At 39.0% G+C, this 22,514-nt stretch carries 21 protein-coding genes and 1 tRNA gene; 11 read left to right on the top strand and 11 right to left on the bottom strand.

Annotation, left to right across the window (positions count from 1 at the left end):
* Positions 1 to 146: 146 nt before the first annotated feature.
* The 4 genes from AWW67_RS18600 to AWW67_RS18585 all read right to left on the bottom strand — a co-directional run bounded on the left by AWW67_RS18600 (position 147) and on the right by AWW67_RS18585 (position 4,609).
* The gene (locus AWW67_RS18600; protein WP_053225087.1) at positions 147 to 1,415 is read right to left on the bottom strand and encodes an adenylosuccinate synthase; all 1,269 of its coding nucleotides are present in this window, start codon (positions 1,413 to 1,415) and stop codon (positions 147 to 149) included.
* Between the two features lies 1 nt (position 1,416).
* On the bottom strand, positions 1,417 to 1,764 hold the full coding sequence (locus AWW67_RS18595) for an STAS domain-containing protein (RefSeq protein WP_062303665.1): 348 nt from the start codon (positions 1,762 to 1,764) through the stop codon (positions 1,417 to 1,419).
* A 12-nt stretch (positions 1,765 to 1,776) separates the two neighbouring features.
* Positions 1,777 to 2,235, bottom strand: a complete 459-nt coding sequence (locus AWW67_RS18590) for a Fur family transcriptional regulator (RefSeq protein WP_053225085.1) — start codon at positions 2,233 to 2,235, stop codon at positions 1,777 to 1,779.
* 154 nt (positions 2,236 to 2,389) lie between these two features.
* The gene (locus AWW67_RS18585) at positions 2,390 to 4,609 is read right to left on the bottom strand and encodes a RelA/SpoT family protein (protein ID WP_053225084.1); all 2,220 of its coding nucleotides are present in this window, start codon (positions 4,607 to 4,609) and stop codon (positions 2,390 to 2,392) included.
* Between the two features lie 114 nt (positions 4,610 to 4,723).
* Between AWW67_RS18585 and AWW67_RS18580 the strand changes: the two genes are divergently transcribed.
* The 4 genes from AWW67_RS18580 (at position 4,724) to clpX (ending at position 8,195) form a co-directional block, all read left to right on the top strand.
* Positions 4,724 to 4,805 (top strand) — tRNA-Leu (locus AWW67_RS18580).
* Between the two features lie 63 nt (positions 4,806 to 4,868).
* A complete protein-coding gene (gene tig, locus AWW67_RS18575; RefSeq protein WP_053225083.1) occupies positions 4,869 to 6,200 on the top strand; it encodes a trigger factor in 1,332 nt (443 codons plus the stop codon).
* 86 nt (positions 6,201 to 6,286) lie between these two features.
* A complete protein-coding gene (locus AWW67_RS18570; RefSeq protein ID WP_053225082.1) occupies positions 6,287 to 6,961 on the top strand; it encodes a ClpP family protease in 675 nt (224 codons plus the stop codon).
* 4 nt (positions 6,962 to 6,965) lie between these two features.
* Complete coding sequence (gene clpX / locus AWW67_RS18565; protein WP_053225081.1) at positions 6,966 to 8,195, top strand: ATP-dependent Clp protease ATP-binding subunit ClpX; 1,230 nt, start codon at positions 6,966 to 6,968, stop codon at positions 8,193 to 8,195.
* Positions 8,196 to 8,311: 116 nt separating this feature from the next.
* On the opposite strand, the gene AWW67_RS18560 is transcribed toward clpX, so the two are convergent.
* Positions 8,312 to 8,731, bottom strand: coding sequence for a 6-pyruvoyl trahydropterin synthase family protein (locus AWW67_RS18560; RefSeq protein ID WP_053222561.1), 420 nt, complete (start codon positions 8,729 to 8,731; stop codon positions 8,312 to 8,314).
* A 73-nt stretch (positions 8,732 to 8,804) separates the two neighbouring features.
* Between AWW67_RS18560 and rfaD the strand changes: the two genes are divergently transcribed.
* On the top strand, positions 8,805 to 9,770 hold the full coding sequence (rfaD, locus tag AWW67_RS18555; RefSeq protein ID WP_062303664.1) for an ADP-glyceromanno-heptose 6-epimerase: 966 nt from the start codon (positions 8,805 to 8,807) through the stop codon (positions 9,768 to 9,770).
* 79 nt (positions 9,771 to 9,849) lie between these two features.
* On the opposite strand, the gene AWW67_RS18550 is transcribed toward rfaD, so the two are convergent.
* Complete coding sequence (locus tag AWW67_RS18550) at positions 9,850 to 10,956, bottom strand: TolB family protein (protein ID WP_062303663.1); 1,107 nt, start codon at positions 10,954 to 10,956, stop codon at positions 9,850 to 9,852.
* A 64-nt stretch (positions 10,957 to 11,020) separates the two neighbouring features.
* Here AWW67_RS18550 and AWW67_RS18545 point away from each other — a divergent pair, with 64 nt between their 5' ends.
* From AWW67_RS18545 to AWW67_RS18520, 6 genes are all read left to right on the top strand, one after another.
* On the top strand, positions 11,021 to 12,259 hold the full coding sequence (locus AWW67_RS18545; protein ID WP_062303661.1) for a M20/M25/M40 family metallo-hydrolase: 1,239 nt from the start codon (positions 11,021 to 11,023) through the stop codon (positions 12,257 to 12,259).
* Position 12,260: 1 nt separating this feature from the next.
* On the top strand, positions 12,261 to 12,581 hold the full coding sequence (locus AWW67_RS18540) for a potassium channel family protein (RefSeq protein ID WP_071426714.1): 321 nt from the start codon (positions 12,261 to 12,263) through the stop codon (positions 12,579 to 12,581).
* Between the two features lie 96 nt (positions 12,582 to 12,677).
* Complete coding sequence (locus AWW67_RS18535; protein WP_062303660.1) at positions 12,678 to 12,911, top strand: hypothetical protein; 234 nt, start codon at positions 12,678 to 12,680, stop codon at positions 12,909 to 12,911.
* On the top strand, positions 12,908 to 13,201 hold the full coding sequence (locus tag AWW67_RS18530) for a type II toxin-antitoxin system RelE/ParE family toxin (RefSeq protein WP_062303658.1): 294 nt from the start codon (positions 12,908 to 12,910) through the stop codon (positions 13,199 to 13,201). Before AWW67_RS18535 ends, AWW67_RS18530 begins: the two co-directional genes overlap by 4 nt.
* A 61-nt stretch (positions 13,202 to 13,262) precedes the next feature.
* Positions 13,263 to 13,802, top strand: coding sequence for a tetratricopeptide repeat protein (locus AWW67_RS18525; RefSeq protein ID WP_062303657.1), 540 nt, complete (start codon positions 13,263 to 13,265; stop codon positions 13,800 to 13,802).
* Between the two features lie 69 nt (positions 13,803 to 13,871).
* The gene (locus AWW67_RS18520; protein ID WP_062303655.1) at positions 13,872 to 14,849 is read left to right on the top strand and encodes a YpdA family putative bacillithiol disulfide reductase; all 978 of its coding nucleotides are present in this window, start codon (positions 13,872 to 13,874) and stop codon (positions 14,847 to 14,849) included.
* 67 nt (positions 14,850 to 14,916) lie between these two features.
* Here the strand turns inward: AWW67_RS18520 and AWW67_RS18515 are convergent, their stop codons facing one another.
* The 5 genes from AWW67_RS18515 to AWW67_RS18495 all read right to left on the bottom strand — a co-directional run bounded on the left by AWW67_RS18515 (position 14,917) and on the right by AWW67_RS18495 (position 22,474).
* On the bottom strand, positions 14,917 to 15,477 hold the full coding sequence (locus tag AWW67_RS18515; RefSeq protein ID WP_062303654.1) for a thioredoxin family protein: 561 nt from the start codon (positions 15,475 to 15,477) through the stop codon (positions 14,917 to 14,919).
* Positions 15,478 to 15,524: 47 nt separating this feature from the next.
* Positions 15,525 to 16,880: a magnesium transporter gene (gene mgtE / locus AWW67_RS18510; protein ID WP_062303652.1), complete on the bottom strand. Its 1,356-nt coding sequence runs from the start codon at positions 16,878 to 16,880 to the stop codon at positions 15,525 to 15,527.
* Between the two features lie 15 nt (positions 16,881 to 16,895).
* Positions 16,896 to 17,843 carry a succinylglutamate desuccinylase/aspartoacylase family protein gene (locus AWW67_RS18505; RefSeq protein WP_062303651.1) on the bottom strand — a complete coding sequence of 316 codons (948 nt, stop codon included), beginning with the start codon at positions 17,841 to 17,843 and terminating at the stop codon, positions 16,896 to 16,898.
* A gap of 3 nt (positions 17,844 to 17,846) precedes the next feature.
* Positions 17,847 to 19,304 (bottom strand): carbon-nitrogen hydrolase family protein, encoded by a 1,458-nt coding sequence (locus AWW67_RS18500; RefSeq protein WP_375596908.1) that lies wholly within the window; start codon positions 19,302 to 19,304, stop codon positions 17,847 to 17,849.
* A 611-nt stretch (positions 19,305 to 19,915) separates the two neighbouring features.
* Positions 19,916 to 22,474 carry an ATP-dependent Clp protease ATP-binding subunit gene (locus AWW67_RS18495; RefSeq protein WP_062303648.1) on the bottom strand — a complete coding sequence of 853 codons (2,559 nt, stop codon included), beginning with the start codon at positions 22,472 to 22,474 and terminating at the stop codon, positions 19,916 to 19,918.
* Positions 22,475 to 22,514: the final 40 nt, after the last annotated feature.

The following is a 22,514-nucleotide window of genomic DNA, read 5'->3' as shown; positions in this document are numbered from 1 at the left end:
CATGCCTCTCCGTACATGAGCACGTTAAAAAAACTTAAAATAGAAATGAGAAAGGGTAGGTCACCAGACAGAATAGTATTTCTAAACAACAAACCCCTGCTAGATCTAAGCCTAACAGGGGTTTGTTATAATTTATAATATATCGATTAACGCACGATAGTTTCTGTTCTATCAGGACCCAAAGACACAATTGTGATAGGCACTCCTGTTTCTTTTTCAATGTATTCAATATAAGCAACTAACTCGGAAGGCAGGTTACGATACTCTTTAACGTTCCTCACATCCTTAGCCCAACCTTTAAAGGTTTTATAAACTGGTGTTATCTCTTCATCCAAAAGTTGGAATGGCATCTCTTCAGTTAGTGTTCCGTCTGAAAGTTTATAATGGGTACAAACTTTCAGTTCGTCTAGAATACTTAAAACATCGGCCTTCATCATAAAGAGTTGCGTTACTCCATTGATCATGATGGCATATTTAAGTGCTGGTAAATCTAGCCAGCCACATCTTCTTGGGCGGCCAGTAGTAGCTCCAAACTCGTGGCCTTCATCTTGGATTCTTTTTCCAACCTCATCAAACAGTTCGGTTGGGAATGGCCCACCTCCCACACGAGTACAGTATGCTTTAAAAATCCCAAAGACTTCTCCAATGTTTCTTGGTGCAACGCCAAGGCCTGTACAAGCTCCGGCTGTCATGGTATTCGAACTTGTTACATACGGATAGCTTCCAAAGTCAATATCGAGCAAAGAGCCTTGCGCCCCTTCTGCCAAAACAGTTTGGCTTGAACGAATACATTCATTAATCACATATTCACTGTTCACCAAATTAAAATCTCTAAGGAAATTGATTGCCTCAATGAATGGTGCTTCTGCCTCTTCTAGATCATACTCGAAATCGTAGTGGCTCAAAATGTTTTGATGCTTCTTTACCAAGTTACGATACCTACCTTCAAAATCTGGAGCCACTATATCACCTACACGAATTCCATTACGTGCAACTTTGTCTTGATAAGAAGGGCCAATCCCTTTTAGAGTAGACCCTATTTTATCTTTTCCTTTTGATTGTTCATAAGCCGCATCTAAAAGCTTATGTGTTGGTAGAATAAGTTGTGTCTTTTTGGAGATGAAAAGGTTCTTTTTTAAATCAATATTGAATTTAGAAAGACCTTCAATTTCTTTTTTGAAAACAATTGGATCGAGTACTACTCCATTTCCGATTATGTTTCTTATTCTTTCACGGAATATACCTGAAGGAATTTGATGCAATACATGTTTATGGCCGTCAAATTCAAGCGTATGACCAGCATTTGGCCCACCTTGGAATCTGGCAACAACATCGTATTTTGGAGCTAGTACATCAACTACTTTTCCCTTGCCTTCGTCTCCCCATTGCAAGCCTAAGAGTACATCAACCTTCATTCTAGTTTTCTGATTTTAATTTTAATATTGCCTCGTCCACAGTTTTTTCAATATTGAATATGGCGTTCAGCTTGGTTATTATTAATAACTTTTTCACATGCTCGGAAGGATTTACAATGCATACTTCTCCGCTTTGATTTCTAAACTTAGTAAGAATAGTGATTAAGACACCGATTCCGCTGCTGTTAATATATTTTACTTCGTTAATATCGATTATACAGTATTTTACTCCCTCACTAATAGCTTTGTCGGCCTCTTTGAGTAAGGCAACTCCAACTTCCTCTCCAATAAGGTTTCCCATTAATGAAAGTATTAGGGTTTCAGAATCTATTTTTGAACTATAATCCATACTAACTTAATTTTAATTATCGGACTCTGATTTCTTTTTTGGTTTAGCGAAAAAATAGAGCGTATGATGCATGATTTCAATATCAAACATTTCTTCGAGTGTGTTTTTGATGTTCTGTATTCGTGGATCGCAGAACTCAAGCACTTCGGTTGAATCTAACATTAAGATATGATCGTGTTGTTTAAAACCGTAGGATTTTTCGTATTGCGCCAGATTCTTTCCAAACTGATGCTTACTGACTAAATCACACTCTACCAATAGATCTAATGTATTATATACTGTGGCCCTTGAAACACGATAGTTTTTGTTCTTCATTGAAATGTAGAGCGATTCTACATCAAAGTGCCCTCCTCTGGAATAAATCTCCTCAAGAATGGCAAACCTTTCAGGCGTCTTCCTAAGTGCTTTGTTTTCCAAAAAAGCAGTAAAAATCTTTTTTACTTGTTCAAATACCTCAGGCTTTAACGACATACTTCTCGCGCATCAAAGTGCAAATATATAACTCTAAACTTATTTAACTCATTAGGATTGAATCTATCGGAAATTAACTCTAATAGATATGGAATGAAAAGAGTCTAAACATTAGAGATTAGTAGACACAACAAGGAAGTAATCTGTATTGTTATTATTTTAAATCTTTTGATTCGAAACGAGTCACTTTCATTACTCCATTGATTTTTTCTAGCCTACGGCTCATGTCGTCTAGGTGTTTTGTATTATTGATGTACAACATGATTTGTCCATCAAAGATTCCGGTTTCGGTATCGATGCTGATAGAGCGCATGTTTACTTTCAATTCACTAGAAATTAAATCTGTTACATCGCGCATTAGGCCTACCCTATCGGTACCAATAATACGAAGCCCCGCCAAAAACGCATTTTGCTGTTCAGACATCCATTTGGCTTTTACTATTCTATTGCCATGATTAGAAAGTAATTCTGGAGCATTTGGACAAGTGGTTCTATGTATTTTAATTCCTTCATTTACGGTTACAAAGCCGAATACATCATCTCCTGGAATTGGGTTACAGCATTTAGCAAGACGATAATCTACCATATCCATATCTTCACCAATCAGAAGAATGTCTTTTCCGGTGGTTTTTATTTTGCTGAAGTCATCACTAAAATCGCTCAACTCCTCTGTTTTGGCGCGCTGAGATTTTGTATTGACCTTAAACTCTTTGTATTTCTTGATTTCTGAAGGGTCGATAATGCCCTTACCTACTTTATAATAAAACTCGGTAACGGTTTTTTCTTCGAAAAAAGCGCGCAACTGGTTTGCCACATCGCCATCGAAAGGAATTTTCATTTGTTTAAGCTTGCGCTGAACAATCTCCTTTCCATCAATGGCCGCCTGTTTTTTAAACTCTTTTAGGCTGTCTTTAATTTTAGACCTGGCCTTGGAAGTAACTACAAACCGTAACCAATCTTCATTCGGTTTCTGTTTAGAAGAAGTGAGTACCTCAATCTGATCTCCATTCTTAATCTCGTAATTTAACGGAACCAGTTTATTATTAACTTTCGCACCTAAACATTTTGCACCAACCTCTGTATGAATATCAAAAGCAAAATCTAGTGCTGTAGCGCCAGCTGGCAATATCTTTAAATCGCCCTTAGGAGTAAATACGAAAACTTCATCACTGAAAAGATTTGCTCTAAAGTCATCAACAAACTCAATCGCGTTTGTATCGTTTTGCTCGAGCATATCTCTGACTTTCTGTATCCACAATTCTAAGCCAGACTCGTGAGATGTAGGTGCTCCATCTTTGTACTTCCAATGCGCGGCATATCCTTTCTCAGCAATTTCATCCATGCGCTTTGCCCTAATCTGCACCTCTACCCATCGTCCAGTTCTACTCATTACTGTAGTATGAAGTGATTCATAGCCATTGGCTTTTGGAGTGCTAATCCAATCACGAAGCCTATCAGGGTTCGGAGTATAAAAATCAGTCACAATAGAATACACCTGCCAACAGGCTGCTTTTTCATGTTCGGGATCGGTATCTACAATAATTCGGATAGCAAACAGATCATACACCTCTTCGAAAGGGATATTCTGTTTTTTCATTTTATTCCAAATGGAATAAATAGATTTTGGACGCCCTTTTACCTCAAAGCTAATACCAGTTCGGTTAAGTTCTTCTTGAATTGGCGCTACAAAGCTTCTAATAAATCTGCTCCGAGAAGACTTGCTCTCTGCAATTTTCGAAGCTATCTCAGCATACACATCTTCTTCGGTATATTTCAACCAAAGATCTTCTAGTTCAGATTTTATTGTATACAAGCCTAATCGGTGAGCAAGCGGTGCATATATATATATGGTTTCCGAAATAATTTTCAATTGCTTGTGGCGAGGCATGCTCTCTAGGGTTCTCATATTATGAAGCCTATCAGCAAGCTTTACCAATATCACTCTTACGTCTTCGGAAAGCGTTAGTAGCATTTTCCTGAAGTTCTCGGCCTGTTGAGAGCTACCGTGATCAAACACTCCCGATATTTTGGTAAGCCCATCTATGATTTTAGCCACCTTGGGACCAAAGTCGGCATTGATTTCATCTAGCTCGATTTCTGTATCTTCTACTACATCGTGAAGAAGTGCAGCTACAATTGAAGTTGTACCAAGTCCAATCTCTTCTACGCAAATTTGAGCAACCGCCAATGGATGATAAATATATGGCTCACCCGATTTTCTTCGCATTTCCTTATGCGCTTCCAGCGAAGTATTAAATGCCTTCTTAATCAGTTTGGCATCATCATCCTTTAAAAAAGGCTTTGCTCTGCGTAATAGCTTACGATATCTTCTAATAATTTCCTTTCGTTCCTCTTCTGCATCAACCGCTATCATATGTTAAAATTAGCCTCCGTAATTTTCGATCAATAATATTTATAAAAAAATATTTTTAGCTATTGAATTATTTCTCTTTTAGTGTACCTTTGCAGTCGCATTTAACAATCGCACGCGGATGTGGCGAAATTGGTAGACGCACTAGACTTAGGATCTAGCGCCTTACGGCATGGGGGTTCGAGTCCCTCTATCCGCACAAATAAACCCTCGATCTTCCGATTGGGGGTTTTTTATTCGTACCAACAAAAATTGACAGGTTTTGGATATCACGTTAGACAAAAAAGCTTCAAATGTCGCTTCAATTAAAGTTAAATTAAATGAAGCAGATTACCAATCAAAGGTAGCAGACAAAATTAAAGACTACGGAAAAAAGGCACAGATTAAAGGCTTTAGAGCTGGAAAAGTACCTAAAAGCCTTATCGAAAAGATGTACGGAAAGTCTATCCTAGTAGAAGAAATCAATCATTTAGTAGGACATGCTATTCAAGACTACATTCGTGAGAACGACTTGAAGATTCTCGGAGAGCCACTTCCAAATCAACAACAAATCGAATCTGTAGACTGGGACACTCAAACAGATTTCGAATTTGAATACAACGTTGGATTAGTAGATGAGTTCGCTTTAGCACTTGATAAGAAAATCAAAGTAACATCTTATACGATTACAGCTGACGATAAAGTTCTTGATGAATCAATCGACAACGTAAGAGCTCAGTTTGGTAAAATGACCAATCCTGAAGTAAGCGAAGAAGGTGATTTACTTTACGGAACCCTGAAGCAAGAGAATGGTGATATTGAAAACGACACCACGATTGACCCTTCTGATTTCACTAAAACCAACGCAAAGAAATTTGTAGGCAAAAAATCAGGTGATGAAATTAAAGTCAACCTTAAGAAACTCTTCAAGGATGACGCTCAAGTAGCTTCTCATTTGGGAAAAACTGCTGATGAAGTAGCAGACCTTGATGACGCTTTCGTTTTTGTTGTGAAAAATATCAATAGAAAAGAGGTAGCCGAGTTAGATCAAGAGCTTTTCGATAAAACTTTCGGCCCTAATACTGTTTCTACAGCAGAAGAGTTTAGAACAAAAGTAAAAGAAACCATCGAAGCTAATTACGCTCGCGAAACAGATGCTTTCTTAAACAAAACTATTCAAGACGAATTAATCAAAGTTACCAAAATTAACTTGCCAGATGAGTTTTTGAAAGAATGGTTGAAAGTAACAGGCGAAGGCAAAGTAACTGATGCAGACATTGAAAACGAGTATGAAATTTATGCTGATCAATTGCGTTGGAACTTGATTTCTAGTCAAATCGCCAAAGAGAATGAGCTAAAGCCAGAGCATGCCGATATTCAAGAGGCTACACGAGCTATGATCGCTCAACAGTTTGCAGGTTCGGGAATGGGTCAGTTTGCTGAGCAAATGGATTCGTTTGTGGAACATTACCTTAAAGGTGAAAACGGTCAGAACTACATGAAAATGGCCGAGCAAGTACAAGAGGCAAAAGTTATGGAGTTGATCAAAGAAAAAATTGAGATCAAATCTAAAGAAGTAGATGTAGAAAAATTTAAGGACATCGTTCAGAACTAAACAAATAACAACCTTGTTAAAATTAAAGTCCTTTGAACGAAGGGCTTTTTTTTTAAATTTGTTCAGTTCAATTCTCTAATTAAAACATGATAGATAAAAACGAATTCAGAAAATATGCCATTCACAACCAAGGTGTGAGTGGAACAGCGATTGACGATTATTCTAATTATATCCAGAATATGACCCGATCGGTTATTGAAGAAAGACCAACGAGATTTGCCGAAATTGACGTGTTTTCACGATTAATTATGGACAGAATCATCTTTTTAGGGATGGGTGTTGACGATAATATCGCCAATATTATTACTGCTCAATTGTTATTCTTAGAGTCTGTTGATCCTAAAAGAGATGTGTTGATGTATATTAACAGCCCAGGCGGGTCGGTTTACGCTGGTTTAGGTATTTACGACACTATGCACTATGTTGGGCCAGACGTAGCTACTATTTGTACTGGCTTAGCAGCTTCTATGGGAGCGGTGCTATTGGCAGGTGGGGCAGCAAACAAAAGAGCCGCTTTACCGCATTCTAGAATTATGATCCACCAACCAATGAGTGGAATGCAGGGTCAAGCTTCTGACATGGAGATTTCACTGAAACAAACGTTGGAAGTAAAAAAAGACCTATACAATATTCTATCGAGTCATTCTGGCCAAACTTACAAGAAGATTGAGCAAGATTCAGACAGAGATTATTGGATGAGAGCTTCAGAAGCTAAAGAGTACGGATTAATTGATGAGGTCTTGATTAGACCAAAAAAATAAGATTATGGCAGAAGTAACCTGTTCCTTTTGTGGAAGAAATAAGAAAGATGTAGACCTGATGATTTCAGGAATTCATGCGCACATTTGTAATCATTGTATTACTCAAGCGAATCAAATTCTTTCAGAGGAATTAAAAACAAAAAATGCTGAAGAGTCTACGCCTAGATTCAATGTAATAAAACCGATGGAGATGAAGAAACATCTCGATCAATACGTTGTGGGGCAAGATGAGGCTAAAAAGGTTATTTCTGTAGCGGTTTACAATCACTATAAACGATTGACTCAACAAAAGATTGATGACGAAATCGTGATTGAAAAATCAAATATTATTATGGTTGGGGAAACGGGCACAGGTAAAACTTACATTGCCCGTACCCTCGCCAAAATTCTTCAGGTACCATTCTGTATTGCCGATGCTACCGTATTAACAGAAGCCGGTTATGTGGGGGAAGACGTAGAAAGCATTCTTACCCGACTACTACAAGCTGCCAATTACGATGTAGAAGCTGCCGAAAGAGGCATTATTTACATTGACGAAATTGACAAAATTGCTAGAAAATCGGACAACCCATCTATTACGAGAGATGTAAGCGGTGAGGGTGTTCAGCAGGCACTTTTAAAATTATTAGAAGGCACAAATGTTAACGTTCCCCCTCAGGGTGGAAGAAAACATCCTGATCAGAAAATGATTTCGGTAAATACTGAAAACATACTTTTCATTTGTGGTGGGGCCTTTGATGGTATTCAAAGACATATTGCTAGCCGACTGAACACACAACCACTTGGTTTTATTTCGGCTCAAGATGACAAAGAGGATTACGATAGAGAAAACCTTCATCAGTACATCAATGCTCAAGATTTAAAGAACTTTGGTTTGATACCAGAGCTAATTGGACGTTTACCAATTGTTACCTTCTTGAATCCTCTGACCAACGAGATTCTTAAAGACATTTTAACGAACCCTAAAAATGCGCTTACAAAGCAGTATACCAAGTTGTTTGAAATGGAAGAAAAAGAACTTGTTTTCGAACCTTCGGCACTAGATTATATTGTAGAAAAAGCACTTGAGTATAAATTGGGTGCGCGCGGTTTAAGGTCAATTTGTGAGGCAATTATGACAGACGCAATGTTTGAAATGCCCTCTGACACTAAAAACAATAGACTCGAAATCGATTTAGAATACGCTAAAGAAAAGCTAGAGAAATCGAAGTTTAAGAAGCTGAAGGTGGCTTAAATCAGGTAATCAGGTAATCAGGTAATCAGGTAATCAGGTAATCAGGTAATCAGGTAATCAGGTAATCAGGTAATGCGAACTTTAGTTCGTAAATAGAGTTGTTGTTTTCGGGGTTTTTATTCTCCGAAATATTCTACAAAGTTTCTTGGGGTTTCGTAAAGGCGAAGGCTGTGCAGTTTTCCTGTGCTGGTGATTTTGGTTACCTCTGGTTCCAATATCTTCCAGATTTCCATAACCAAAATTTCACAACTAGCCATTTTACCTTGCATGAAATCTACATCCATGTTGAGGTTTTTGTGATCCAATTTTTCAATCACTTCTGCTCTAATTACATTTGAAAGCTGTTTTAAATCTACCACAAAACCAGTTTCAGGATCTGGTTTTCCCTTTACAGTTGTAATTAACTCAAAATTATGCCCGTGCCAATTGGCATTCGCACAAGGGCCAAATACCTCAACATTCTTTTCTTCCGACCAATTAGGATTGTACAGCTTGTGTGCCGCATTAAAATGTTCTTTCCTACTGATGTAGATCATACCTTCTCTTCAATTTCGCTGCAAATATAATGGGTATTTGCTTAACTTTGGCAAGCACAAATTCAGATACTTTATGATTGTAGTAACGGGAGCAGCGGGGTTTATAGGAAGTTGTTTAGTAAGCAAATTGAATAGCGAAGGCTTTAATCACATCATCGTGGTTGATAAGTTCGACAATGAAGAAAAAAACAAAAACTTAGAAGGTAAACGCATTCTTGAGTCTATCGATAGAGACGACTTCTTCACTTGGCTGGATACTGTGGGGGAAAAAGTAGAATTCATTTTTCACCTTGGCGCCAGAACAGATACCACTGAGTTTGACAAAGACTTGTTAAGCAAAATGAATACAGAATACACCAAACAGATTTGGGAGAAATGTATTCAGTACCAAATTCCATTGGTTTATGCTTCGTCTGCGGCTACTTATGGTTTGGGCGAATATGGTTATGATGATAACCAAGAAAACATTCCCAACCTGATTCCGCTAAACCCTTATGGTGAATCGAAAAACGATTTTGATAAGTGGGCAATAACACAAGAGCAACAACCTTTCTTTTGGGCTGGTTTAAAGTTCTTTAACGTGTATGGTCCTAATGAATATCACAAAGGCAGAATGGCTTCAGTGATTATGCATGCCTTCAACCAAATTGATAAAACAGGTGCAATGAAACTCTTTAGATCGCACAATCCAGAATTTAAGGATGGTGAGCAAATGAGAGATTTCGTTTATGTAAAAGATGTGGTTGACGTTTGTTATTTCTTAATGCACCACCGAAAAGACTCTGCCATCTATAACTTAGGAAGTGGCAAAGCCAGAACCTTCTTAGACCTTGTAAAGGCTACTTTCAAGGCAATGGACAAGAAAGAAGAGATTTCATTTATAGATACGCCAGCCGACATTCGTGATAAGTATCAGTACTTTACAGAAGCCAATATGGCCAAGTTAAAGTCGATTGGCTTTACGCAAGAGTTTACTTCTTTAGAAGATGGAGTTGAAGATTATGTGAAGAATTATCTGTCCACTCACAGTTATTATTAAAGGTTGGGGAACAGAATATAGAGATAAAAAAAGGTAGAGCGCAAACTCTACCTTTTCTGTTTTAAAGCTCTTTACTTAATCAACCTCCAATCCATTCGGCTACGAAGAGATTGGTATCTCTTGTACCTCCGTTATTTCTGTTGGAAGAGAACACTAAATATTTTCCGTCATTCGAGAACACAGGGAAAGCATCGAAAGTATCGTCTTGTGTAATTCGAGTTAAGCCCGTTCCGTCAATATTGATCATGTATAAGTTGAATGGAAAGCCACGCGTAGCGGTATGGTTTGAAGCAAAAATGATTTTTTCACCTGAAGGATGGAAGAAAGGCGCCCAGTTGGCTTGCCCTAAATCTGTAAGTTTTCTAAGGTCAGAACCATCTGCATTACAAATGTAAAGCTCCATGTTGGTAGGCATTACCAAACCTTCTTTGAGTAAGTCCTGATAAACCTTAATGTCTTCTTCTGTTTTAGGTCTAGAAGATCTGAAAATCAATTTCTCACCATCAGGAGAGAAAAAAGCACCACCATCATAACCCAACTCATTGGTGATTTGCTTTACATCAGAGCCATCAATATTCATGGTGAAAAGCTCTAAATCGCCAGTTCTCATAGAAGTAAAAACGATTCTATCTCCTTTTGGCGATACCGTAGCCTCAGCATCGTAACCAGGATTATCAGTAAGCTGAGCAATGATTTCTCCATCCATATTGGCCGTAAAAATGTCGTAGTCAGGATAAATAGGCCAAATGTATTTACCGTCAGCGCGAGGCCCAGGAACAGGAGGACAATTCTCGTCTCCTAAATGAGTAGAACCGTAAACGAAGGTATTATCTGGTAGAAAATAGGCACATGTTGTTCTTCCCATACCAGTGCTCACCATTTCTGGTTTATTGTTCTTTAAATCGTCATTACGCCAATCGGTAATAAACATTTGGTCACAACTAGCGCCCCATTCGGCATAATCAGACTGAAAGACTAAGTAATTATCATCAAAGCTCCAGTAGGCTTCAGCATTATTTCCTCCAAAAGTCAATTGCTTAATATTCTTAAGGAATTTCATTTCCTCTGGTTTTAAAAGAAGTGAATCTAAATTTTCTTGCGACTCTACTTCCGTAGTTTTCTGCTTCGATGAATTACAGCTAAATACAATAACTAGCGTTAATAACAGACAGTACTTATTCTTCATTATGATGTCGTAAATTAGAGTTGCGAAGATAAGGATTATTATCTTTGACCTTAAATTCTACAACATGAGAAAAATCACCTTTTACATAAGCATCATATGCCTTATTGGGCTAGGTAGCTGTACTAGCTATACTACCGATAAAGAAATTCGCACAAGTATAGAAAAAGACATTGCCTATTTGGCCGATGACAAACTAGAAGGACGGGCTATTGGAACTGAAGGCGAGCAACTGGCAGCTGAATACATAGCCGCAGCTTTTAAAAAGTATGGACTTGAACCCAAAGGCACAGATGGTTATATGCAGCCATTCAACGTAAAAAAGGCCACAAACCCACATGAAGAAGCCGTAATTGGCGATGCAGAAGGTGGAATAACAGGGCGAAATGTAGTGGGCTATATTGATAACGGAGCTGAAAACACAGTGGTCATTGGTGCACATTTCGACCATTTAGGATATGGAGAAGAAGGTTCTCTTTACCGAGGTGAAAAGGCCATTCACAATGGAGCCGATGATAACGCCAGCGGTACAGCAGCCATGATTCAATTGGCAAGGATTCTTAAGAATAAAGGGAAAGATAAAAATTACCTTTTTATGGCTTTTTCTGGAGAAGAAAACGGCCTTTGGGGTTCAAATTACTTCTCTAAAAACTCAACCATTGATTTAGGCAGCGTGGACTACATGATTAATATGGACATGGTAGGCAGAATGAACGAGGAAAAAACTTTGGCCATTAATGGTGTAGGTACTAGTCCGGTATGGATGGACAAAATCGAAGCCGCAAATACGGATACTTTGAAGTTAGTGACTTCCGAATCTGGGATTGGACCGTCCGATCACACTTCGTTCTATTTACAGGATTTACCTGTACTGCATTTCTTTACAGGCCAACACGAAGACTATCACCGTCCTTCGGATGATGCTGATAAAATCAACTACCATGGCATAGTGAAAGTAGTTCGACTTATTGAACGACTCGTATTATCGCTTGACCAAGAAGAGAAAATCGCCTTTACTAAAACAAAAGATGAATCTGGCGATAGCCCACGATTCACTGTTTCACTTGGAGTGGTGCCAGATTACCTATACGATGGCCAAGGCATGAGAATAGATGGTGTGTCTGAAGATAAACCAGCACAAAAAGCAGGTATGCAAAAGGGCGATATTGTAATGAAACTTGGTGACTCTACCATTGTAGATATGATGAGCTATATGAGAGCACTTGCTGCCTTACAGCTTGGCGATGAAACCAAAGTGGAGTTTAAAAGAGGCGAAGAATTAAAAACGGTAGATATAAAATTCTAAGGTGATTATACTTAGAACCATACTTTCTTTCCTAAGGGACAAACATTACAGAAATTTGCTTTTTGCAACTATAACGGTGCTGGTAATCGGCACCGTTACTTATCATTACCTCGAACAATGGACATGGTTAGATTCACTCTATTTTTCAATCATCACTTTGACCACCGTAGGCTACGGAGACTTTTCACCTCAAACCGATTGGGGTAAAATCTTCACTATAATCTATATCGTTATTGGAGTTGGTCTCATCCTTACCTTTATCAATACAGTATATACCCATTTTAAAAACATTCCTCAGGACCGATTTAATCATAGGAATTAAATTGTTTATAAACTTGTGATCACACCGAGCAGTTGTCAAACTTTGGTGCAAATCAAATTTTAAGATAATTCGTTACCTTGAATAAAAGAGAAAAAGATGAACAGCATACAAATAAAACAAAGGATACATGATTATATTGATCAAGCAAACGAACGTTTTTTAATGCTTGTCAATGAAATGATCGATGCCGATAAAAAACAAGACTGGTGGGATGACTTAGACCCTAATATACAAGCATCAATTGACCGCGCCATTGCCCAATCAGAACAGGGAAAAGGAAGACCACATTACGAGGTAATGAGCGAGATCAGAGCAAAACACCAAAAGTGAATTATTCTGTTAAATGGTTGCCAGAAGCAGAAATAACTTATGCTATGGTGATTGAATATCTTGAAGAAAACTGGACAGCAAATGAAATCAATAGTTTTCTAAACCGAACAGATGAAGTCATCAGTTTTATATCACGTAATCCCAAACAATATCTATATTCCAAAAAGAAAGAAGTCTACCGTGCCGTTGTCACCAAACAAATCAGTTTGTATTATAGGATTAAACTGAAAGAAATAAAACTGTTGGTTTTTTGGGATAGCCGTCAAAATCCAGCCAAATTAAAAGTTTGAGTTTTTTCAATAGTAGTCTGGTAACAGCTAGACAATGAACTAGTCGTGAGTAATTAGAGTAATGAAAAAGCAAAGTATATTTATTGGGGTTTTATTGCTAGCTGCTATTTTCGGTTGTGCTTATGTATACAAACAACTCCATCAGCCTATTGATTTGCTAGAGGAAATTAATGATATACGAAATAATTCTCCGAGTTCAGCCAATGATCGACTACAGAATCACAATTCTTATATGGATACTTTGGAAACTCTTAAAACCTCAGGGTCTTTAACTGAAGGAATCAAGTATTTAGACATTCTTATTGAGAAAGATACAGATCACAAGTCGGTTTATCAGTTAGAGAAAGGAAAGCTATTATTCTCAATGGATAACTTTAAGCATGCAATTGAGTCATTCTCCGCTGCGATAAGGGAGTCACCTTATGGAAGTCCGTCAGCATTAGAATGGCGAGCCTATTCCTATATTAATTTGAAAGATTACAAATCAGCTATATTAGACGCGGAATCATTGATTGAAAAAGACTCCACCCATTGGGATCGATATCATCGAATAAAAACTTATTGTGATTCCATTTCTAGATTAGAAACTGCATTACAATAGGAATTACCATCTGGCTTTATAAACCCAGAATTCCATGAACCATCTTATTCCCGAAGCAGTTTGATTACCATGCAAAACCATTTTGATTTAGTAATTATAGGAGGCGGCCCCATCGGACTTAATTGCGCTATTGAAGCCACAAAAGCCAACTTAAATTACGTGGTGTTGGAAAAAGGAACTTTGGTGAATTCCATCTATCAGTTCCCTACCAATATGACATTCTTTTCCACCTCCAATTTGTTAGAAATTGGTGGCGTACCCTTTATTTCGCATACCGATAAACCTACAAGAAGAGAGGCCTTAGAATATTTTAGAAGGGTTCAGGAAAGCTGGAAATTGAACATAAAACCCTACACAAAAGTAGATCGCATGACTCCTGAAAACGAAGTGTATCACATCGAGACAAGCAAAGGCATCTACACCGCTAATTATGTAATCGTGGCTACTGGTTTTTATGATACGCCCCGGCTCTTGAATATTCCAGGAGAAAGCTTACCGAAAGTGAAGCATTTTTATGACGACCCTCATCCTTATGTAGACCAAAAGCTGGTGGTAATTGGTTCGGCCAACTCGGCTTGCGATGTGGCTTTAGAAACCTATTACAAAGGAGCGGAAGTGACGATGGTCATTCGTGAGTCAGAAATTTACCCTAAAGTGAAGTACTGGATTCGACCGAATATCATCAACAGAATTAAAGAAGGTGCAATCAAAGCCTATTTCAATTCCACTGTTACTGAAATTACAGAAAACGAAGTTCACATTAATACGCCAGACGGACCATTAACGATTGAGAACGATTTCGTTTTGGCCATGACTGGCTACAAACCCAATTATGCTTTATTCGAAGCGTTGGGTATTGATGTTTCGGAAGATGAATTGAAAGTCCCTGTGCATAATGCAGACACTTTAGAAACCAATTTGCCAAATGTATATGTGGCTGGAGTAATCAATTCTGGAATGCAAACGAGCACGCTGTTTATTGAAAACACAAGAGTGCATTCTGAAATGATTATTAAGGCTATTCAAGCTAAGAACCCTGCTTCATAGTCGCAGTCGTTAGCAAAGAACCCTCCAAGGGTTTGAAACCCTTGGAGGGTTGATTAATGGATACCTTCTACCCTACTTTCCATTTGATATTACAGCCCAAACTTGGTCGCTGTTCAAAATCAATTTTCTCGTTATTCAGCACGCAATCTAAGGCAGAGCGTAAATCTTTGCCCGTTACAGGCTGACTATTCCCTGGTCGGGAATCATCTAATTGGCCGCGGTACACACATTTCAATTCGGCATCAAACAGGTAGAAATCGGGCGTACAGGCTGCTTGATATGCTTTGGCCACGTCTTGGCTTTCATCGTACAAATAAGGGAAAGTATAACCCACTTTTTCGGCCTCTACTTTCATTAACTCAGGAGAATCTTGCGGGTAGTTTTCAACATCGTTTGAGCTAATGGCTATAAAAGACACGCCTTTTACTTTATAATCTTTCGCTAAAGCTACAATTCCTTCGTCTATATGCTTTACAAAAGGGCAGTGATTGCAGATAAACATAATCACTGTGGCTTTGTCAGATTTCAACTCAGCCAAAGAAAGTATTTTACCAGAAACAGTATCTGGCAATTTAAAGTCAGGAGCCGTTGTTCCCAGTGCTAGCATGCTTGAAGATGTGCGAGACATATTTACTGTTTACAAAAATTAAGAAGATTAAGGTATTTTCTGAGTTATCAAACCAAATGCGCCAGCGCCAAACCCGCGAAAGTTAGGGCTAGGAAGAAACCGAGCATATCGGTAACAGTGGTTAAAATTGGGCCGGAAGCCAAAGCTGGATCCACTTTCATTTTCTTTAAAAACAATGGAATTGTACCTCCAATAGCCACAGCTACCACGGTGTTAATGGCCAAAGCACCACCTACAACTAAACCCAAATAGGCATTGCCCTGCCAAAAGAAAGCTGCCAAACCAATCAGTGCACCAAGCACTACTCCGTTAATCAAGCCCACTTTCACTTCTTGCCAAAGCACCCTCATTAACTCATAAGGCTTTACCACCCCAAGCGAAAGCTCTCTTAAACTTACGGCTACGGCTTGGTTACCAGAGCAGCCACTCATATCTGAGATCACAGGAAGAAAAACAGCCAAAGCAATTACTTCTTGCAGAGTGTCTTGATAAAAAGCGATTACACTGGCGGCAATTATATTCAATAGAATGTTAACACTCAGCCAAGAAAGCCTTCTACGTGAACGAAGTAAAACGGGCATGGTACGCAGTTCTTCCCCGCCCACAATACCTTGAGTTTCTAACAACTCCGTATTAAAACGATCGTTTTCTGCCTCTCTTACATGCTTACGCATTACAATACCGAGTAGCACATTATCATTGTTTACTACAGGTACCCCATAAAAATCGTATTTATCGAAAAAACTGATGAGGTCGGTGAGATGGTCGGTATCTTTTACCGTAAGTGCATTTTTAATCACAATTTTTGAAAGAGGAACTGAGGCTTTTGAAAGCAGTAAATCACGCATTTGAAGTACACCCACAAACACTCCGTTGTCCACCACATAAATATATTGAACATTATAGCCCTCGTATTCTTCAGAATTATCACGGAGTTTGGTGGTGATTTCACCCACCGTTTCGGTGCATTCAAAGGCCAAATATTCCGTGATCATTACACCTCCAGCACAGTCTGAGTCGTAATGAATCAGTCTACGAATGTTCTCTGCTTCTTTTGGATACATTTCCTCCAAAATGGCGTGTGCATCATCGTCATCCAGTTCAGAAATAATATCTACTTGCTCATCGGAATAGAGTTGGTTTAGAATAGAAGCCGCTGTTTCAGTTTCAACATCTTCGATCAGTTGAACTGCTTGAGATTGTGGAATTCGCTCCAGTAAGCTTGCGCCATCTTCGGCACTCATTAACCCCAGCAAATCATTCTGCTCGGCTCTGTTCAAATGGCTAAAAGCATGAATAATGTCTTCCGACTTATTTTCATCCATGTAATCATGAATACCCTCTTGATCGGAAGAAGCAATTAATTCAGCCAGTTGCTCCCACGATTTCACTTCCTTCTCCATGCTGATTTTTCTCTTTTACTTTCTTACCCCTATGTGCATTAGGGCATCTCCTTGGTGAACGATTGGATTGTTATTCAAACCTATCACATAGCCTGAAACAGGGCTTTTAATTTTAATTTTCGAACCCCCAAAAGGGTCACTGATATGACCGATAAGCTGGTTTTTCTCTACTTCGGAACCATACGGAACCATTGTTAAGAAAACACCTGAGGTTTTCGCTCTAATCCACGATGAGTTATTGATAGTTTTGGTGACATGTGGTGCTTCTGGTGCGCGTTCGCGCATACCTAAATGTTTCATTACCCTTAAAGCCCCGTTTATACCTTGTTGAATTGCAAATTCATCAAATCGGGCCGATTCGCCTCCTTCATACACCAATATTTGCTTGCCCATTTTAGCCGCAGTTTGGCGCATAGATTTAGGTCTAAACGGACTGTTTAAAATAAATGAAGGTTGAAAAATTTCAGCAATCTTTTGATTTTTAGGTTCCTTCAGTGCGCACCGTATTTGTGGATAGTTCGTGCGGTCGGCCCCTCCCGTATGGAAGTCTAAACCCATATCTATTTTAGGAATTATATCTGTAGTGAGATAATGGGCTACCCTAGCGGCCAAAGAACCATTTTTATTTCCCGGAAATGACCTGTTCACATCTTTGCCATCGGGCACATAGCGGCTAAAGTGAATAAAGCCAAACATATTAATGATGGGAATACAGATCACCGTTCCCACTCGTGGTATGTGCTGGTCTTTTTCAATAATTCTGCGGACAATTTCGGTACCGTTAATTTCATCACCGTGCATGCCTCCACTGAGGAGCAAAGTAGGCCCGTCAATTTCCGACCGAGCCACAGTAATGTGTAAATCAATTGGTGAATGTGATGGGAGCCGCGCAATATTAATATTGATTTTAGTCTCCTGACCTGGCAATATTTGCTTGCCTCCGATTACTAATGGTGTTCTCAATACTTATTTCTTTTTCAGTTGAATATCATAAACATCCGTTCTTCTGTCTTTCAAGTTACGAACTGCACCCTTGTTATGTAGCGTCCAGAGCAAGTCCAAATCTACATCGGCTACTAAAATCATTTCTGTATTTGGCGTGGCCTCGGCTTTAATTCCTGTGGTTGGGAAAGCAAAATCGCAGGGAGTAAAAACCACTGACTGTGCAAACTGAATGTCCATGTTTTCAACCTTAGGAAGGTTACCTACCGAACCCGCAATGGCCACGTAACATTCGTTTTCAATTGCCCTTGCTCTAGCGCAATAGCGTACACGGGAGTATCCGTTTTGGGTATCAGTCAGGAACGGAACGAAAAGTATGTTCATGCCATCATTGGCCAAAATTCTTGGCAGCTCAGGAAATTCCACGTCATAACAAATCAACACACCGATTGGGCCACAATCAGTTTCATAAACTTTAATGGTATCTCCGCCCGTTAAGCCCCAATACTTGGCCTCATCTGGAGTCACATGCATTTTTGTATACTCTTCAAAAGTACCATCTCTTCGGCATAAAAAGCCAACATTATATAGCTTAGGACCATCCATTTTAGGCATACTGCCTGTAATGATGTTTACATTGTAGCTAATCGCCAATTTGGAAAATCGCTCTCTAATTTCATCGGTAAACTCTGCTAGCTTACGAATGGCTTCAGCCTCAGAAAGATGATTGTACTTTGCCATTAAAGGGGCATTAAAGAATTCAGGAAATAAAGCGAAATCACTTTTGTAACCCGAAACGGCATCGACAAAAAATTCAATCTGCTCGAAAAGCTCATCAATTCCATTGTACGGGCGCATTTGCCATTGAATTAGCCCTAAGCGAACTACTGTCTTCTGATCACTAAGTTGCGGCTCTTGCTCAACATAATAGATATTGTTCCACTCTAAAAGTACTGCATAATCCTCCGACTCGTCATCACCCGGCATGTAGCCTTTAATCACCTTGTTTACGTGAAAATCATTGCTCAGCTGGAAGGTCAGGGTTGGATCGTATAGTTCCTTTAACTTTACTTTATCTATGTACTGCCTTGGGGTAAGCTCATTTGAGTATTTATGATAATTCGGAATTCGACCACCAAAAACAACCGCCTCTAGGTTCAAGTTTTCGCAAAGCTCCTTACGGGCATCATAAAGTCTTCGACCCAAGCGCAAGCCTCTAAAGTCAGGCTTTATAAACACCTCGATACCATAAATTACATCGCCATTAGGGTCGTGGGTAGAAAAAGTGTAGTTGCCAGTTATTTTCGCATAAGTGTGGTTGTCCCCAAACTTGTCATAATCTACAATTAAGCTTAGCGCGCAACCTGCTATTTCATCATCGGCTACAATCACCAACTGACCTTCAGGAAAAATATCTATGAGTTTCTGAATATGATGTTCGTCCCACCAGCCTCCCGACCAATTTTCGTAGGCCGCTTTCATAGATTCGGTTAAGTTTTTGAAGTCACTAATTTCAAGTTGTCTCAGTTCAATTTTCTGTATTTCCCTCATATCTTATTAAGATAGTAAATGCCTGCAATGTTCAAATAAAAAATGATTGATAGTAAGAATATTTTCACTTAAAAAGCCCTTCAGTCTTATGGCAAATCATTTTATCTATGACAGGCTTTTTGGCAAAAGTCACTTATACCTGCTTATTTTTTAACCTTCATTAATGGCAGGTCAAAGCAAGTTATTATGCTTCGATTAGGGCAATAAGTACACTAGAGCAACAGCAATTTTTTGACAGAATCATCTTCACGAAGTTTTCCGCAAAAGACCAAGCGGAAACGAACCTCAAGTTGTAAGCCCTTGGCAAGGAGAGGGAGGTTATCGTTAATAAATTATCGAACTTTTTAAATACGTTAGAGCATTTAGGGTTCGTTACAGAATTGTAAGTTTTCAAATCCCTTCGTAAAAATGATTTGATACAAATATGTTTTGGTTGATAAGGAGTTCATACGGGGCTCCTTTTCTTTTTTCACCCCAAGACGAACAAAAGAAAACCCCAACCAAAGGCCGGGGTTTTCATATATTTAGCGAAGTACACCTATTTATTCTTTAGGCCCTTCTTCTTTCTTTTTACTCGCTTTTTTCTTCTTTGTTTTCAACGTTAAGGCCTCACCTTCTCCGCTGTAGTCGGCAACAAGAGTATCACCTTCATTCACGCTTCCTTTCAGAATTTCTTCAGCAATTTGATCTTCCAAATATTTCTGAATTGCTCTGTTCAAAGGTCTGGCACCAAACTGAGGGTCAAAACCTTTATCGGCCAAGAAATCCTTAGCTTTTTCGGTCAACTCAATTTTATAACCCATTTCTTCAACACGGGTAAATAATTTACTGAGTGTGATATCGATGATTTTGTGAATGTCTTCTCTTCCTAAAGAATTGAAAATAATCACATCATCCAAACGGTTTAAAAACTCAGGGCTGAAAGTCTTTTTCAAAGCACGTTGAATGGTATCTTTCATTACAGCGTCCTCGTTTTCCTTTCTCGACTGAGTGCTAAAACCAATTCCAGTTCCGAAATCCTTCAGGTCACGTACTCCAATATTCGAAGTCATAATAATGATGGTATTTCTGAAATCCACTCTTCGGCCTAAACCATCTGTAAGAATACCATCATCCAATACCTGTAATAGAATATTGAAAACATCTGGGTGTGCTTTTTCAATTTCATCGAGCAACACCACAGAGTAAGGCTTTCTTCTTACTTTCTCAGTAAGCTGACCTCCCTCTTCGTAACCCACATAGCCCGGAGGCGCTCCTACCAAGCGAGATACCGAGAATTTCTCCATGTACTCACTCATGTCTATTCTTACCAAAGAATCCTCTTTGTCGAATAAATAGGTTGAAAGCTCCTTGGCCAATTCTGTTTTACCAACACCAGTAGGACCTAAGAAAACAAAGGTTCCTATTGGCTTTCCTGGGTCTTTTAGGCCAACTCTGGTACGCTGAATCGCTTTGGTCAATTTAGCAATTGCCTCATCCTGACCAATTACGCGTTTCTTAAGTTGTTCGCCCATTCCTACCAGTTTTGATTGCTCTTTTTGTGCAATTCGTTTTGTAGGAATACCCGTCATCATAGCGATAACTTCGGCTACATTTTCTTCATCAACTGTATAGCGCTTCGCTTTACTTTCATCTTCCCATTTGGCCTTCGCTCTATCAAGCTGATCAATGAGTTTCTTTTCTTTATCTCTTAATTGAGCAGCCTCTTCGTATTTCTGACTTTTAACTACTCGATTTTTTTCTTTCTTAATATCCTCAATGGCAGCCTCTAAACTAACAATATCATCTGGTACATGGATATTGTTGATGTGTACTCTTGCACCCGCTTCATCTAAAACGTCTATGGCCTTATCTGGCAGAAAACGATCAGAAATATAACGATCAGAAAGCGCTACACAGGCCTTAATTGCCTCTGGAGTATAATTTACATGGTGGTGTTCTTCATACTTTTCTTTGATATTTTCAAGAATCATAGCGGTTTCCTCAACTGTAGTTGGATCCACCATTACTTGTTGAAAACGTCTCGCTAAAGCACCATCTTTCTCGATATACTGACGATACTCATCCAAAGTTGTCGCTCCAATGCATTGAATTTCGCCACGAGCTAAGGCTGGCTTAAACATGTTAGAAGCATCTAGCGAACCCGATGCCCCACCTGCGCCAACAATGGTATGCAGCTCATCAATAAACAGGATCACTTCAGGCGACTTTTCAAGCTCGTTCATTACAGCTTTCATTCGCTCTTCAAACTGGCCTCTGTATTTAGTACCAGCTACAAGAGATGCCAAATCGAGCGTTACTACTCTTTTATTGAACAGTATTCTCGACACTTTCTTCTGAATAATTCTTAAAGCCAAACCTTCGGCAATAGCAGATTTACCCACGCCTGGCTCTCCAATAAGAATCGGATTGTTCTTTTTTCTTCTACTTAAGATTTGAGCTACACGCTCAATTTCTTTCTCTCTCCCCACAATCGGGTCGAGCTTATCTTCTTCCGCATATTTGGTCAGGTCGCGACCAAAGTTATCGAGCACAGGCGTGCGCGATTTTTCAGTGCCTTTTTGGCCTGGCTTATCGGAAGAAGCTCCCGATCCGCCTCCAAACATTTTTGAAGAATCGTCATCAGAATCATCTGTGTCAGATGATGCCAATGGTGTTTCATTGTCTGTCTGGTATTCCAGCATTTCCTTTACAACCTCGTAGTTCACATCAAATTTTTCTAAAATCTGAGTGGCAATATTGTCTTCGTCTCTTAAAATAGAAAGCAACAAATGCTCAGTACCAATCAATTGGCTCTTAAAGATTTTTGCTTCTAAATAAGTGATTTTAAGTACTTTTTCTGATTGACGGGTAAGCGGAATATTTGCCAAATTCTTGACATTATGATTGGCCGTACCTTTGGTTGCACGTTCCACTGATTCTCGCAATTCTTCTAGCGAAGTACCAAGTTTTTTCAAGATACCCACCGCGATGCCTTCTCCTTCTCTGATCATTCCTAGCAAAAGGTGCTCCGTGCCAATATAATCGTGACCCAAACGAAGCGCCTCCTCACGGCTCAGCGAAATGACTTCTTTTACTCTATTCGAAAATTTAGCTTCCATTTATTCCTTTCTGAATGGCTTGTTCTAATTATTATAGGAT

It is taken from the genome of Roseivirga seohaensis, assembly GCF_001592945.1.
Taxonomy (GTDB): Bacteria; Bacteroidota; Bacteroidia; order Cytophagales; family Cyclobacteriaceae; genus Roseivirga; species Roseivirga seohaensis.
Note: the sequence above shows the minus strand (reverse complement) of the source record. Positions and strands in the feature narration are given on the sequence as shown.